The sequence below is a fragment of the Sphingomonas sp. SRI_018 genome (assembly GCF_057586275.1).
The window spans coordinates 17,583-31,806 of sequence record NZ_JBYCZO010000005.1 but is presented as its reverse complement, the minus strand read 5'-3'; the positions used below and the strand labels follow the sequence as shown (position 1 = coordinate 31,806).

13 protein-coding genes are annotated in these 14,224 nt (G+C 68.9%); 5 read left to right on the top strand and 8 right to left on the bottom strand.

Going from position 1 to position 14,224, the window contains the following annotated elements:
- Positions 1 to 20 precede the first annotated feature (20 nt).
- The 8 genes from AC2YHA_RS17800 to AC2YHA_RS17765 form a co-directional block, all read right to left on the bottom strand.
- Positions 21 to 1,082: a hypothetical protein gene (locus tag AC2YHA_RS17800; protein WP_233784743.1), complete on the bottom strand. Its 1,062-nt coding sequence runs from the start codon at positions 1,080 to 1,082 to the stop codon at positions 21 to 23.
- Positions 1,083 to 1,143: 61 nt separating this feature from the next.
- A complete protein-coding gene (metK, locus tag AC2YHA_RS17795) occupies positions 1,144 to 2,328 on the bottom strand; it encodes a methionine adenosyltransferase (RefSeq protein WP_487402690.1) in 1,185 nt (394 codons plus the stop codon).
- Between the two features lie 75 nt (positions 2,329 to 2,403).
- Positions 2,404 to 3,951 (bottom strand): apolipoprotein N-acyltransferase, encoded by a 1,548-nt coding sequence (lnt, locus tag AC2YHA_RS17790; RefSeq protein WP_487402689.1) that lies wholly within the window; start codon positions 3,949 to 3,951, stop codon positions 2,404 to 2,406.
- Between the two features lie 46 nt (positions 3,952 to 3,997).
- A complete protein-coding gene (locus AC2YHA_RS17785) occupies positions 3,998 to 4,822 on the bottom strand; it encodes a protein phosphatase 2C domain-containing protein (protein WP_487402688.1) in 825 nt (274 codons plus the stop codon).
- Positions 4,823 to 4,831: 9 nt separating this feature from the next.
- Entirely contained in the window at positions 4,832 to 5,320 is a 489-nt protein-coding gene (locus AC2YHA_RS17780; protein ID WP_233784739.1) for a GNAT family N-acetyltransferase, read from the bottom strand.
- Entirely contained in the window at positions 5,320 to 6,648 is a 1,329-nt protein-coding gene (locus AC2YHA_RS17775; RefSeq protein WP_487402687.1) for a dihydrolipoamide acetyltransferase family protein, read from the bottom strand. Before AC2YHA_RS17775 ends, AC2YHA_RS17780 begins: the two co-directional genes overlap by 1 nt.
- Before the next feature lie 5 nt (positions 6,649 to 6,653).
- The gene (locus tag AC2YHA_RS17770; RefSeq protein ID WP_487402817.1) at positions 6,654 to 7,658 is read right to left on the bottom strand and encodes an alpha-ketoacid dehydrogenase subunit beta; all 1,005 of its coding nucleotides are present in this window, start codon (positions 7,656 to 7,658) and stop codon (positions 6,654 to 6,656) included.
- A gap of 47 nt (positions 7,659 to 7,705) precedes the next feature.
- Positions 7,706 to 8,992: a thiamine pyrophosphate-dependent enzyme gene (locus AC2YHA_RS17765; protein WP_487402686.1), complete on the bottom strand. Its 1,287-nt coding sequence runs from the start codon at positions 8,990 to 8,992 to the stop codon at positions 7,706 to 7,708.
- Positions 8,993 to 9,162: 170 nt separating this feature from the next.
- Here AC2YHA_RS17765 and AC2YHA_RS17760 point away from each other — a divergent pair, with 170 nt between their 5' ends.
- The 5 genes from AC2YHA_RS17760 to pnp all read left to right on the top strand — a co-directional run bounded on the left by AC2YHA_RS17760 (position 9,163) and on the right by pnp (position 14,121).
- Positions 9,163 to 9,534 (top strand): DUF6491 family protein, encoded by a 372-nt coding sequence (locus AC2YHA_RS17760; protein ID WP_487402685.1) that lies wholly within the window; start codon positions 9,163 to 9,165, stop codon positions 9,532 to 9,534.
- A 35-nt stretch (positions 9,535 to 9,569) separates the two neighbouring features.
- A complete protein-coding gene (locus AC2YHA_RS17755) occupies positions 9,570 to 10,259 on the top strand; it encodes a site-2 protease family protein (RefSeq protein ID WP_487402684.1) in 690 nt (229 codons plus the stop codon).
- Positions 10,260 to 10,264: 5 nt separating this feature from the next.
- Positions 10,265 to 11,266: a tRNA pseudouridine(55) synthase TruB gene (gene truB / locus AC2YHA_RS17750; RefSeq protein WP_487402683.1), complete on the top strand. Its 1,002-nt coding sequence runs from the start codon at positions 10,265 to 10,267 to the stop codon at positions 11,264 to 11,266.
- 21 nt (positions 11,267 to 11,287) lie between these two features.
- Positions 11,288 to 11,557, top strand: coding sequence for a 30S ribosomal protein S15 (gene rpsO / locus AC2YHA_RS17745; protein WP_233784734.1), 270 nt, complete (start codon positions 11,288 to 11,290; stop codon positions 11,555 to 11,557).
- Positions 11,558 to 11,793: 236 nt separating this feature from the next.
- Positions 11,794 to 14,121: a polyribonucleotide nucleotidyltransferase gene (gene pnp, locus AC2YHA_RS17740; protein WP_487402682.1), complete on the top strand. Its 2,328-nt coding sequence runs from the start codon at positions 11,794 to 11,796 to the stop codon at positions 14,119 to 14,121.
- The last annotated feature ends 103 nt before the right edge of the window (positions 14,122 to 14,224 follow it).

The following is a 14,224-nucleotide window of genomic DNA, read 5'->3' as shown; positions in this document are numbered from 1 at the left end:
AGCGGCTCCGGGTGCCGGCGTCACTTGCCCAGCGTCTTGGGATCGAGCGCGATCTCGCGCTTGCCGCCCCAGGTGCCGGTGCTCGACTGCGGCTCGCCCGCGATGATCTCCAGCAGCTGATCCGGCGGCGGCAGCCGATCCTGGTCGGCATAGACCAGCGTCCGGCCGGGTAGGACCAGGCTCACCGTCCAGCTCGGCTTGCGCCTCTTCTCGATCAGGCCGGCCAGGCTGGGTGCGACGCTGACGCCGCGGCCAGCGTCCGACAGCGCGAGCAGATAGGCGTCGGTGCCCGCGTCGGCGCGATAGATGGCGGCGTCGGCCACCGGTGCCGGATCGCGGCACCAGACGGCAGGCGTCTTCACCGCACCCTCCGTCTCTGCGTCAGCCGCCGCTGCCGCCATCAGCGCGCCCATCAGGGTCCCGGTGGCGTCCCGCCGCGCCGGCTTGGCCCGGCCGTTGAAGGCGATCGGCGCGGAGCATGGCTCGACCGCCGCCGCCGGTGGCGCGGACGCGAGCCCCGCCGGCCAGCCGAGTGCCGCCACCGCCTGGCGCAACCGCTCGTCCAGCGCCGGCGCGTCGAGGGTCTTCGAGGAATAGCGTAGCTTGACCAGCCATTCGCCGAGCGGGACGATCGCCAGCGCGGTGCTGCGGAAGCTGCTGCCTTCGAGCGACCAGACCGCGATCAGACCCGACGCCGCCGCGCCGGCGGCTGGCGCGAAGGCGACGGGGCGGTCGAGCCGATGGGGCGTGCCGAACATCGGCCGCTTCTCGACCGCGGCGACCGCCCGGTCGAACCATACCGGCGCCGCGCCGGCTGTGGTGCGATAGACATAGACCGAGGCGAAGTCGCTCTCGTCGGCATTAGCATATTCGAAGATGATGTCGAGCTGGGGCGCCTCGAGCTCCGAGGCGCGAGTGCGCGGCAGCCCTGTCAGCGACGACGGCAGCGTCATGCCGCTGTTGGCATGGACGAACGGCTGCCCCTCGGGCACGGCGATCGCGACATTGTGCGCGCCTTGCGCGAACGCGGGCGGCGCGGCGCAGATCAGCAGCGCCGCGCACAGCCTGGCAGTGATGGACATCCGGTGGCCCTCCCCCTTGGACGACCGCCAGAGTGTCAGCTCCGGCTCACGCCGGCAAGCCTCAGCCGAGCTCGGCCTTGAGCGCGTCGACCAGGTCGGTGCGCTCCCAGGTGAACAGGTCGCCGTCCGCCTTGCGGCCGAAATGGCCGTAGGCGGCGGTCGGCTGGTAGATCGGCTTGTTCATGCCGAGGTGGGTGCGGATGCCCTTTGGCGTCAGGCGCACCAGCTTGGGCAGCACCGCCTCGATCTTCGACTCCTCGACGGTGCCGGTGCCGTGGGTGTCGACGTAGAGCGACAGCGGCTCGGCGATGCCGATCGCGTAGGAAAGCTGGATCGTGCAACGCTTGGCGAGGCCGGCGGCGACGATGTTCTTGGCGAGGTAGCGGCTGATGTACGCCGCCGAGCGGTCGACCTTGGTCGGGTCCTTGCCCGAGAAGGCGCCACCGCCGTGCGGGGCCGCGCCGCCATAAGTGTCGACGATGATCTTGCGGCCGGTGAGGCCGGCGTCGCCGTCGGGACCGCCGATCTCGAACAGACCGGTCGGGTTGACGTAGATCTGCGATTGGTCGGCCGGCATCCAGCCCTTGGGCAGGACCTCCTCGAACACCGTCATCACATAGTCGCGCAACTGCTTCTGTCCGGCGTCGCTCGACAGCGCCTTCGAGTGCTGAGTCGAGACGACCAACGCGGTGGCGCCGGTCGGCACGCCGTCCTCGAACTTCAGCGTGACTTGGCTCTTGGCGTCGGGCTCGAGGAAGTCGACGACCTTGCCGTGACGGTCCTGCGCCAGCTTCTCGAGGATGCGGTGCGAGTAATAGAGCGTCGCCGGCATCAGGTCCGGCGTCTCGTCGCAGGCGAAGCCGAACATGATGCCCTGGTCGCCGGCGCCCTCGTCCTTGTTGCCGCTCTCGTCGACGCCCTGCGCGATGTGCGCGCTCTGGCCGTGGAGATGGCAGGCGAACTCGGCGGTCTGCCAGTGGAAGCCGTGCTGCTCGTAACCGATCCGCTTCACCGTCTCGCGCGCGGCCTTCTCGATCTCGTCGAGCGTCGGGAAGCTGTCCTGGTCGCAGCGGACCTCGCCCGCCAGAACGATGCGCTGCGTCGTCACCATCGTCTCGCAGGCGACGCGCGCGACGGGATCGCGCGACAGGAACAGGTCGACGACGGCATCGGAGATCTGGTCGGCGACCTTGTCGGGATGGCCTTCGGAGACCGATTCGGAGGTGAAGAGATAGTTCTTGCGCATGGGAAGCAGCCTTAATCCAGAGCGCGGGAGCGCGATATAAAGAAATGCTTATGTGTCTATATGCTGCCTCGCGACCTAGCGGCGGCGGAGCGCGGCTGCAAGCGCGAGCAGCACGACGAGCGCGAGTCCGATGCTCCAGTTACCGATGCGCGAGAACAATGTCGGGGGCAGCGGGCGCGGCATCGGCAGTTCGATCGCGGCAGCGGTGAACCGGGGAATCGTGCCGAGCAGGCGGCCATCGGCGGCGATCACCGCCGAGATGCCGTTCGGCGTCGAGCGGATGATCGGCAACCCCTCCTCGATCGCGCGCATCCGCGCCTGGGCGAGGTGCTGCGGCGGGCCCCAATTGCCGAACCAGCCGTCGTTGGAGGGATTGAAGATCAGCGCCGGACGGTGCGCGCGGTCGACCACTTGCCCTGAGAAGATGATCTCGTAGCAGATCTGCATCCCCACCGGGCCGAAGCCCGGCACGTCGAGCGTGCGCGGGCCTGGGCCGGACAGGAAGTCGATCTCGCCCGCGACCAGGCGCGACAGGCCGATCGGCTCGAGCAGCGGGCGCATCGGCAGATATTCGCCATAGGGGACGAGATGCGCCTTGTCGTAGCGCCCGCCGAGCCGCGCGTCGGGGCCGACGAGGAAGATCGAATTGCCGGCGCCGATCAGCTGGCCCTTTTCGCCCGGCCGGTCGAACATGAGCGCGGTGCTGCCGACCAGCGCGCGATCGCGGGGGCCCAGCGTCCGGGCGATGGCGCCGCGCGTCGCCGCGGGATGTCCGCGATAGTACCACCAATGCGGATAGCCGTCCTCGAGATAGGGATCGACCGATCCTTCCGGCCACACCACCAGCCGCGGCGTCGCGCCGGGCAGGCCGGACAGCGCGACCATGGTGCGCAGGATGCGTTGCGCATAGTCGGGCGCGGTCACCTCGTCCTGGCCGATGTTGGGCTGAACGACGCGGACGCGGCGGGAGGGATCGGCCGGCGGGGCATAGGGGGCGCCGAGCAGGATCGCGGCGAGCGCGATCGGGACGAGCACCGCCGCGGCGAAGCGCCAGCGCCTCTCCGTCAACAGCAGGAGCAATGCACCGGCGGCCAGGATGGCGATACCGGACAGGACATAGGTACCGGTCCAGGCGGCCAGCCGCGCGATGCCGGGAAGCGGCAGCCAGGCGACGCCGAGCGGATCCCAGGCATAGCCGGTGAACATCGTCGCGCGGAGCCACTCCGTCGCGATCCAGGCGGCGGTGAACACCAGGACGAAGGCGGCGCCGGGCACGGTGGCCGCGTCGCCCGCTGCGCGGGGGCTCGCCAATCGCCAGGCGAGGCCGGCGGCGAGCATCGGATAGACCGCGAGATAGAGCGCGAGCAGGACCACGGCGACATAGCCGAGCGCTGGCGGCATCTTGTCCTGGAAGTCGAAGGCGTGCTGGATCCAGTTGTTGTTCACGGTGAAGTGGCCGACGCCGAACAGCCAGCCGATCAGCAGCACGCGCCTGAGGCTCGGCGCGTCATGGACGAGCTTCATCCATCCGGCGAAGGCGACGAGCGTCACCGCCCACCAGTCGAGCGGCGCGAATCCGGTCGCGGCGAGCGCGCCCAGCAGCAGGGAGAGGAGCAGGGTCAAGGCCGGCGGTCGGGCAGCGCGTGGGTCGACGGGCAATGCGCCATGCTCAGCCTCCGATGCGCAGCCACAGGGCGGTGGCGTCGTCGGAGACCTTGAAGCGCGGGAAGCGCGCGCAGGCAATATCCGCCCGCTCGATTTCGCGCAGCTCGGCAGCGACGGCGGCGAGGCCGCGCTCGGCCACCGCCGCCATCAGTCCGGCGGCGTCATAGGCGGCATAGCTGTCGACGAGCGCGGCGAAGCCGTCGGTCATCAGCAGCAGCTCGTCGCCGGCCGCGCAGGGGGTGCGGAGCGTTTCGACCTCCGCCATCCACTCGGGCAGTACGCCGAGCACGCGGATTCCGGGCCGCCCGCGACCGGCGCGCAGGTCGGCGAGGATCGGCGCGTTCCTCTTGATGCTGCCGAGGCCGTGTTGCGCCAGGCTGGCAGCATGGGCGATCTCCTTCCCGCGATCGTCCGCGACGGGGCCGAGCCGAACCACCTGACCGCCGCGCCGCAATAATCCGGAACAGTCGCCGAGCCAGCCGCATTCGAGCGCATCGCCGCCGATCCGCACCGCCAGGCCCGACGCCAGCGGCAGTTCCCAGCGTCCCTCGGGCTCGCGGGTGCGGTCGCGCGCATAGGCGGCGACCAGCCGGTCGGCGACGCCGGCGAAGATCGTCTCGATCGCCCCGTCGGCCGCGACGGTGAAGGCGGCCTGCGCCTCGCTCGCCAGCCACGCCGCGCCGCCCTGCGACCCGACCAGCCCCGGCGGGCCGAGATCGGTGGCGCCGTCGATCACCCAGGCATGACGGAGCGCCATGCCGGCGCGGTCGTCGTTGGGCGTGGCGGGATCGCCGGCGAGGCTGATCGACTGGAGGAGATCGAAGTGCATGGCGCAGCTCTACACCGGCTTTGTGACGCGCCGCACCATGTAACATGCTCCCGGGCCATAGCTGGCGAGCTTGGCCCGCAGTGCCGGGCTGTCCTGCGGCACGAAGCCCTGCGCTCGCCAGAAGGCGGCGGAGTCGTTGACCGAGACGAGCGCGATCGGGGCATCGATACGGCCGAACAGCAGATCGAGCCCGGCGCGGGCATGGCCGCCGCCGCGCGCCTCCGGCAGCAGCGCGAGATCGTGGAGATACCAGGCCTCGCGCGCTTCGGGCAGGCTGCCGAGCAGCGTGTCGAGCGGCGGAATCGCCTCGAGCGGCCACGGATAGGCGATCAGGTAGCCGGCGATGCCGTTCTCGCCCTCCAGCACGAAGCAGCTCCCGGGCGCGAGGGCGAGCCGCTCGGCGAAGCAGGCGCGGCCTTCGGGATGCTCGGGAAAGGCGACGCGGGCGACCGCGACGACACCGTCGAGGTCGCCCGCCGCCATCGCGCGCCAGCGCATCACTCGGCGAACAGCAGGACGGGGGTCTCGAGCAGCTTCTTCACTGCCTGGACATAGCTCGCCGCGTCCCAGCCGTCGACGACGCGGTGGTCGCAGCTGATCGACAGGTTCATCAGCTTGGCGCGGACGATGTCGTCGCCCCGGAAGACGGGTCGCTCGACGATCTTGTTGGGGCCGATGATCGCCACCTCCGGCCGGTTGATCACCGGCGTGGTGGCGATGCCGCCGAGCGGGCCGAGCGAGGTGACGGTGAGGGTGGAGCCGCTGAGCTCCTCGCTCTTGGCCTTGCCGGTGCGCGCGGCCTCGGCGAGGCGGGTGATCTCGGCCGCGAGCTGCCACACGTTCCGGTCCTGCGCGTCGCGGATCACCGGCACCATCAGGCCCGCGTCGGTCTGCGTCGCCATGCCGAGATGGACGCGGCCGTGGCGGGTGACCACGCCCGCCTCGTCGTCGTAGCGGGCGTTGATCATCGGAAAGACCGGGATGGTCCGGCAGATCGCGACGATCAGGAACGGGAGCATCGTCAGCTTGGGCCGATTGCCGCGGTTGGCGTTGAGGTCCGCGCGCATATCCTCCAGCGCGGTGACGTCGATCTCCTCGACATAGGTGAAGTGCGGGATGTGGCGCTTCGACGCGGCCATGTTCTCGGCGATGCGGCGGCGCATGCCGATGACCTTGACCGGCTCGTCCTCGCGGGCGTGGCTGGCGTGGGGAGCATGGTAGCCCTCGCCGCTGCCGTAGCGGAGGTATGCGTCGAGGTCGGCGTGCCGGATACGGTCGCCGTCGGCTTTCACCTGAGCGAGGTCGATACCGAGGTCCCTGGCACGAGCGCGGACGGCGGGAGAGGCGAGGACGTGGCGGTGCTCAAGCTCCTCCCCGGCACGGGGAGGGGGACCAGCCGCAGGCTGGTGGAGGGGGCTCTCCTCAACGGGCGTCGCTTGTGGCGCTCCCCCTCCACCATCGGCTTCGCCGATAGTCCCCCTCCCCGTGCCGGGGAGGATTTCTTCGACCCCCGGCGTCTCCGCCTCGATCTGCTCCTCGACCTCCTCGGCCTTGGGTTCAGGCGGGGGCGCCGCCTCCTCCGCCGCATCGGTCTCGATCACCATCAGCGTCGAGCCGATCGGCACCTGGTCGCCGACCTCGCCCGCGAGCTCGACCACGGTGCCGGCGACCGGCGATTCCATCTCGACGGTCGCCTTGTCGGTCATCATGTCGGCGACCTGCTGGTCCTCCTCGACCCGGTCGCCGACCTTGACGTGCCACGCCACGATCTCGGCCTCGGCGATGCCCTCGCCGATGTCGGGCAGGCGGAAGGTGAAGCGCGCCATTCTGGTCAGTCCTTCATGATCTTGCGGAGCGCCTCGCCGATGCGGACGGGCCCCGGGAAATAGGCCCATTCGAGGCTGTGGGGATAAGGCGTGTCGAAACCGGTGACGCGCTCGATGGGCGCTTCCAGGTGGTAGAAGCAGCGCTCCTGCACCAGCGCCGACAGTTCGGCGCCGAAGCCGGAGGTGCGCGTCGCCTCATGCACGATCATGCAGCGGCCGGTCTTTCTCACCGACGCCTCGATTGCCTCGATGTCGAGGGGCACGAGCGTGCGCAGGTCGATGATCTCGGCGTCGACGCCGGCCTCCTCGACCACGCCGCGCACGACATGGACCATCGTGCCGTAGGCGAGGATCGTCAGCGCTTCGCCGGGGCGGACGATCTCGGCCTTGCCCAGCGGGATGCGGTAATAGCCGGTCGGCACCTCGCCGCCTGGGTGCTTCGACCAATTCTCCGCCGGGCGGTCCCAATGGCCGTTGAACGGGCCGTTGTAGATGCGCTTGGGCTCGAAGAAGAGGACGGGATCATTGTCCTCGATCGCGGCGATCAGCAGCCCCTTGGCGTCGTAGGGCGTCGACGGGATCACCGTCTTGATCCCCGAGACATGGGTGAAGATGCCCTCCGGCGACTGCGAGTGGGTCTGCCCGCCGAAGATGCCGCCGCCGAAGGGCGAGCGCACCGTGATCGGCGCGGTGAACTCGCCGGCCGAGCGGTAGCGCAGGCGCGCCGCCTCGCTGACGAGCTGGTCGAGCGCGGGGTAGATGTAATCGGCGAACTGGATCTCGGGCACCGGGCGCAGGCCGTAGGCGCCCATGCCGATCGCGACGCCGACGATGCCGATCTCGGTGATCGGGGTGTCGAACACGCGCGTCTTGCCGTATTTGGCCTGCAGCCCCGCGGTCGCGCGGAACACCCCGCCGAAATAGCCGACATCCTCGCCCATCACGATCACGTCGGGATCGCGCGCCATCATCACGTCCATGGCGGAGTTGATCGCCTGGATCATGTTCATGCGGACGGTCTCGCCCGCGCCGTTCTGCGCCTCGTCGGCCATCGTCGTCACTTCCGCGCCCATGGCCGTCCGCTCGCTTCCTCTTCCGCCAGCATCTGCGCTTGCTGCTCCCTCAAATGCCAGGGCATCTCCTCGAACACGCCGTCGAACAGCGTGTCGAGCGGCTGGTGCAGGCCGTGGCCGAGGATGCCGTTGGCTTCGGCCTCCTTCTGCGCGGCCTTGACCTGTTCGGCGACCTCCCTGTCCTGCACGGCGTGGCGTTCCTCGTCCCATTCGCCGAGCGCGATCAGGTGCTGCTTCAGCCGCACGATCGGATCGCCGAGCGGCCACTTCCCATATTCCTGGGCGGAGCGGTAGGCGCTCGGGTCGTCGGAGGTGGAATGGCCCTCGGCGCGATAGGTGAAATGCTCGATCAGCGTCGCGCCCTGGTTGGTGCGCGCCCGCTCGGCCGCCCAGCGCGTCGCGGCATAGACCGCGAGCGCGTCGTTGCCGTCGACCCTCAGGCCCGCAATGCCGTAGCCGAGCGCACGCGCGGCGAAAGTGGTCGCCTCCGCCCCCGCGAAGCCCGAGAAGCTCGAGATCGCCCATTGGTTGTTGACGACGTTGAGGATCACCGGCGCGCGGTAGACGCTGGCGAAGGTGCAGGCGGAATGGAAGTCCCCCTCCGCCGTCGATCCCTCGCCGCACCAGGTCGCGGCGATGCGGCTGTCGCCTTTGGCCGCACTCGCCATCGCCCAGCCCACCGCCTGCGGATATTGGGTGGCGAGGTTGCCCGAGATCGAGAAGAAGCCGCGCTCCTTCACCGAATACATGATCGGCAGCTGCTTGCCGCCGAGGCGGTCGGCGCTGTTCGAATAGATCTGGTTCATCATGTCGACCAGCGACCATTCGCGCGCGATCAGGATGCCCTGCTGACGGTAGCTCGGGAAGCACATATCGTCGGGATCGAGCGCCATCGTCGCCGCGACCGCCACCGCCTCTTCGCCGGTCGACTTCATGTAGAAGCTGGTCTTGCCCTGGCGCTGGGCGCGGAACATGCGCTCGTCGAAGGCGCGGACCAGCGCCATGTAGCGCAGCATCCGGCGTAGCGTGTCGGGATCGAGCTTCGGGTCCCAGGGCCCGACCGCCTGCGCCGATTCGTCGAGCACGCGGATGAGGCCATAGGCGAGCTCGTGGAAGCCGTCGGCCTTCTCGGCAGTGTCGGGACGACGAGCCGCGCCGGCGGGCGGCACCGTCACATCGGCGAAGTCGGCTTCGTCCCCCGGCCGGAACCGCGGCTCCGGCACATGCAGGCTAAGTCGGGGCAGATTGGCGCGCGCGCCGGGGTCGGTCATGCTCTCTCCAGCGTTCGATCCACATCTCAAGCGCCGGTCGAGCGCGTGGATTCGCGTTGCGCAGCCTTGTTATAAAATTTCAAGAGCCGAGTCACGCCTTCCGGTCGCCGGACGTCACGCCGGACCGCCGCTCAGCGCCGGTTCAGGCGGCATCGGCTAGAGAGCACGGCATGACCCGCACCCTTATCGCCCTGGCGGCGCTTGCCGTCGCCGCCGTGCCGGCCGCCGCACAGAAGCCGGCGCCGACCCAGCCGAAGGAGGAGTCGATCCCCTTCGTCCAGTTCGGCAACATCTATGACTTCGAGGCGGACGGCGATCGCGGCATCTACCTCCAGAATCGCGCGCGGCAGTGGTATTACGCCAGCTTGAACGGCCCGTGCACCAACCTGCCCTTCGCGACCCGCATCGCAGTCGACACGCGCTTCGCCGGCGATCGGCTCGACAACAGCGGCCGCATCTATGTCGACGGCCAGGCCTGCTGGATCGCGAGCCTGACCAAGAGCGACGCGGCGCCCAAGCGCCAATCCGGCAAGAAGCAGTGATGGTCGGTCAGGCTTCCACCCGCTAGAAGCGCGCCATGGCTGAACAGAATATGGTCTACACCGTCGCGGTGTGGCTGATCCCGTTGGTGTTCGCGATCGTGTGCCACGAGGTCGCGCACGGCTGGGTGGCGCGCGCACTGGGGGACCAGACCGCGGCGAACCTCGGGCGGCTGACCCTCAATCCGATCAAGCATGTCGATCCGATCGGCACGGTGGTGCTGCCGCTGCTGCTGGCGATCGCCCACGCGCCGATCTTCGGCTGGGCCAAGCCGGTGCCGGTCCGCGCCAAGCGCCTGCGCAACCCGCGCCGCGACATGGTGCTGGTCGCGCTCGCAGGGCCGGGCAGCAATTTCGTGCTGGCGCTGCTGACGACGCTAGCGCTCGGCGCGACCTATGCCGTCGCGGGCGAGCTGCCGGAGACGGGCGCGGCGGGATTCCTCACCGACAATCTGGTCAACTTCCTGCTGATCAATGTCTTTCTCGCCATCTTCAACCTGATCCCGCTGCCGCCCTTCGACGGCGGTCACGTCGTCGAGGGCGCGCTACCGCGCGCGCTGGTGCCGGGGTGGCGCAAGATCGCGCGCTTCGGGTTCCCGCTACTCGTCTTCCTGCTGCTGGTGCTGCCGATGATCGCGCCCAAGGCGAACATCGTCGCGCGCGTGGTCGGCCCGATCGCCGAGACCGTCATCCGCGCTTTCCTCGCGCTCGGCGGGATTCCGGCCTGAGCGTGATGCACGGCTGGGTGATCCTCGACAAGCCGGTCGGACCGGGCTCGACCGAAGCCGTATCGGCGGTCAAGCGGGCGCTGCGCGCGGGCGGCTACGGCAAGATCAAGGTTGGCCACGGCGGCACGCTCGATCCGCTCGCCTCAGGCGTGCTCCCGGTCGCGCTGGGCGAGGCGACCAAGCTCGCCGGGCGCATGCTCGACAGCGACAAGGCCTACGATTTCACGCTCCGCTTCGGCGAGGAGACCGACACGCTCGATGCCGAGGGCGAGGTGGTGGCGACCTCGAAGGTGCGTCCGACGCATGCGGAGGTCGAGGCGGTGCTGCCCCGCTTCACCGGACCGATCAGCCAGGTGCCGCCCGCCTATTCGGCGCTCAAGGTCGACGGCAAGCGTGCCTATGACCTTGCCCGCGCAGGGGAGATGGTGGCGCTGACCAGCCGGGACGTGGTGGTGCACGCCCTAAGCTCCTCCCCGGCACGGGGAGGGGGACCATCGCGCAGCGATGGTGGAGGGGGCCCAGCCACGAACGATTCGCTTGTGGCGCTCCCCCTCCACCACTCGCCTTCGGCGAGCGGTCCCCCTCCCCGTACCGGGGAGGAGCTTGAATCCGTCACCCTCTCCGCCCATGTCTCGAAAGGCACCTACATCCGATCGCTGGCCCGCGACATCGCACGGGCCCTCGGCACGGTGGGGCATGTGACGATGCTCCGGCGCACCAAGGCCGGCCCGTTCGGCCTCGACTCCGCGATATCGCTGGACAAATTGGCGGAACTCGGTAATGGGCGCCGCCTTGAACAGATTCTCCTGCCGCTGAGGGCGGGGCTGGACGACATCCCGGCTCTCCTCCTCGACCCCGACCAGGCAGGAGCGCTCCGTCAGGGGCGTGTGCTGGCCGGGATCGCCAGAGACGATGGCCTCCACTTCGCGATGCTGGGCGAGACCCCGGTGGCGTTGGTGGAGGTGGAAAGCGGGCAGGCCCGCGTCGTCCGAGGCTTCAATCTTTGATCCGATGTCGAAGGAAATACTATGTCGATCACTGCCGAGCGCAAGGACGCGCTCATCAAGGAACATGGCCGCGCCGCCGGCGACACCGGTTCGACCGAGGTGCAGGTCGCGATCCTCACCGAGCGCATCAAGAACCTGACCGAGCATTTCAAGACCCACGCGAAGGACAACCATTCGCGCCGCGGCCTGCTGATGCTGGTCAACAAGCGTCGCTCGCTGCTCGACTATCTCCGCAAATCGGATGGCGACCGCTATCTGGCACTGATCGCGAAGCTCGGGCTTCGCAAATAAGGGAAGGGCGCCTTCGGGCGCTCTTTTCGCATTCGGGCGGCACGCAATCCGGCGAACCGCCCGCCAAGTCCTCTACCGTTCGCCCCGAGCTTGTCGAAGGGCTGCACTTCTTCTTCCGAAAGAAGGACGGGGCTTCGACAGGCTCAGCCCGAACGGGTTGGGAGGATACCGAAAGAGCCGCAACGGCTCGTTCATAGGCCCCTCGCGCATAGGGCGCGGGGAGTGAAGGAAACCAAATGTTCGACAAGAAGACCGTAAGCATCGAGTGGGGCGGCAAGACCCTCACGCTCGAAACGGGCAAGGTTGCCCGCCAGGCCGACGGCGCGGTGATCGCGACCCTCGGCGAGACCGTCGTCCTCTGCGCCGTCACGGCCGCGAAGACCGTCAAGGAAGGGCAGGATTTCTTCCCGCTCACCGTCCATTATCAGGAGAAGTTCTCCGCCGCGGGTCGCATCCCGGGCGGCTTCTTCAAGCGCGAGCGCGGCGCGACCGAGAAGGAGACGCTGGTCTCCCGCCTCATCGACCGCCCGATCCGCCCGCTGTTCCCCGAAGGCTTCTACAACGAGATCAACTGCATCGCGCAGGTGCTCTCCTACGACGGCGAGAACGAGCCCGACATCCTGGCGATGATCGCCGCCTCGGCCGCGATGACGCTGTCCGGCGTGCCGTTCATGGGCCCGATCGGCGCCGCGCGCGTCGGCTATGACGGCAGCGGCTATATCCTCAACCCGACCGACGAGCAGGTCGAGGCCGGCCTGCTCGACCTCGTCGTCGCCGCCACCCACGACGCGGTGATGATGGTCGAGTCCGAGGCCAAGGAGCTGTCGGAAGAGGTGATGCTGGGCGCGGTGATGTTCGCGCACAAGGCGTCGCAGGACGTGATCAAGGCGATCATCAAGCTCGCCGAGCAGGCCGCCAAGGAGCCGTGGGAGCTCAAGCAGAGCGACGATCAGGCCGCGGTCAAGGCCGAGCTCAAGAAGCTGATCGGCAAGGACATCGAGGCCGCCTACAAGCTGACCAACAAGTCGGAGCGCTCCAACGCGCTCAACGAGGCCCGCGCCAAGGCCAAGGCGGCGATGGCGGAGAAGACCCCGCAGGAGCAGCTGGTCGCGTCGAAGCTGGTCAAGAAGCTCGAGGCGGACATCGTCCGCACCGCGATCCTCAAGGAAGGCCGCCGCATCGACGGCCGCGACACCAAGACGGTCCGCCCGATCGAGGCCGAGGTCCACTTCCTCCCGCGCGCGCACGGCTCCGCCCTGTTCACCCGCGGCGAGACCCAGACCATCGCCACCACCACGCTCGGCACCAAGGACGCCGAGCAGATGATCGATGGGCTGGACGGCCTCAGCTACCAGCATTTCATGCTGCACTATAACTTCCCGCCCTATTCGGTGGGCGAGGTCGGCCGCTTCGGCGCGCCGGGCCGCCGCGAGGTCGGTCACGGCAAGCTCGCCTGGCGCGCGCTGCACCCGGTGCTGCCGACCAAGGAGGAGTTCCCCTACACGATCCGCGTCACCAGCGACATCACCGAGTCGAACGGCTCGTCGTCGATGGCGACGGTGTGCGGCGGCTCGCTGAGCCTGATGGATGCCGGCGTGCCGATCAAGCGCCCGGTTTCGGGTATCGCGATGGGCCTGATCCTGGAGGGCAAGGACTTCGCGGTGCTCAGCGACATCCTGGGCGACGAGGATCACCTCGGCGACATGGACTTCAAGGTGGCGGGCACGTCCGAGGGCATCACCAGCCTGCAGATGGATATCAAGATCGCCGGCATCACCGAGGAGATCATGAAGGTCGCCCTCGCCCAGGCGAAGGACGGCCGCGCGCACATCCTCGGCGAAATGGCCAAGGCGCTGGGCGAGACCCGCACCGAGCTGTCGGCGCACGCGCCGCGCATCGAGACGATGCAGATCGACAAGTCGAAGATCCGCGACGTCATCGGCACCGGCGGCAAGGTGATCCGCGAGATCGTCGCCACCACCGGTGCCAAGGTCGACATCGACGACGAGGGCGTGATCAAGATCAGTTCGTCCGACGTCGCGCAGATCGAGGCGGCGATGAACTGGATCAAGGGCATCGTCGAGGAGCCCGAGGTCGGCAAGATCTACAACGGCAAGGTCGTCAACCTCGTCGACTTCGGCGCGTTCGTGAACTTCATGGGCGGCAAGGACGGTCTCGTCCACGTCTCGGAGATCAAGAACGAGCGCGTCGAGAAGGTCTCCGACGTCCTCAAGGAGGGCCAGGAGGTCAAGGTCAAGGTCCTCGAGATCGATCCGCGCGGCAAGGTCCGCCTGTCGATGCGCGTCGTCGACCAAGAGACCGGCGCCGAGCTCGAGGACACGCGCCCCGCGCGCGAGCCGCGGGAGCGGGGCGAGCGCGGCGATCGAGGCCCACGTGGCGACCGTGGCGGTGACCGCGGCCCGCGTCGTGAGGGCGGCGATCGCGGCCCGCGCCGTGACCGCGGCGACCGTGGTGATCGCGGCCCGCGCCGCGAGCGCTCGGAGTCGAAGGACGAAGGCGGCGAGGACATCGGCCTGCCGGCCTTCCTCACCGGCGAGGACTAAGACCGGCGATAACGCAGGAACGGAAGGGGGCTCGCGGCGACGCGGGCCCCTTTTCACATTCACCGTCATGCCGGACTTGTTCCGGCATCCACGTCTCCGCAAG

What these genes read in the sequence shown, in the direction of transcription:
- AC2YHA_RS17760 (WP_487402685.1), top strand. Translation starts at nt 9,163, where the DNA reads ATGACCCGCACCCTTATCGCCCTGGCGGCGCTTGCCGTCGCCGCCGTG.
- truB (WP_487402683.1), top strand. Translation starts at nt 10,265, where the DNA reads ATGCACGGCTGGGTGATCCTCGACAAGCCGGTCGGACCGGGCTCGACC.
- AC2YHA_RS17775 (WP_487402687.1), bottom strand. Translation starts at nt 6,648, where the DNA reads ATGGCGCGCTTCACCTTCCGCCTGCCCGACATCGGCGAGGGCATCGCC.
- AC2YHA_RS17780 (WP_233784739.1), bottom strand. Translation starts at nt 5,320, where the DNA reads ATGCGCTGGCGCGCGATGGCGGCGGGCGACCTCGACGGTGTCGTCGCG.
- metK (WP_487402690.1), bottom strand. Translation starts at nt 2,328, where the DNA reads ATGCGCAAGAACTATCTCTTCACCTCCGAATCGGTCTCCGAAGGCCAT.
- pnp (WP_487402682.1), top strand. Translation starts at nt 11,794, where the DNA reads ATGTTCGACAAGAAGACCGTAAGCATCGAGTGGGGCGGCAAGACCCTC.
- AC2YHA_RS17800 (WP_233784743.1), bottom strand. Translation starts at nt 1,082, where the DNA reads ATGTCCATCACTGCCAGGCTGTGCGCGGCGCTGCTGATCTGCGCCGCG.
- rpsO (WP_233784734.1), top strand. Translation starts at nt 11,288, where the DNA reads ATGTCGATCACTGCCGAGCGCAAGGACGCGCTCATCAAGGAACATGGC.
- AC2YHA_RS17785 (WP_487402688.1), bottom strand. Translation starts at nt 4,822, where the DNA reads ATGCACTTCGATCTCCTCCAGTCGATCAGCCTCGCCGGCGATCCCGCC.
- AC2YHA_RS17755 (WP_487402684.1), top strand. Translation starts at nt 9,570, where the DNA reads ATGGCTGAACAGAATATGGTCTACACCGTCGCGGTGTGGCTGATCCCG.
- AC2YHA_RS17765 (WP_487402686.1), bottom strand. Translation starts at nt 8,992, where the DNA reads ATGACCGACCCCGGCGCGCGCGCCAATCTGCCCCGACTTAGCCTGCAT.
- AC2YHA_RS17770 (WP_487402817.1), bottom strand. Translation starts at nt 7,658, where the DNA reads ATGAACATGATCCAGGCGATCAACTCCGCCATGGACGTGATGATGGCG.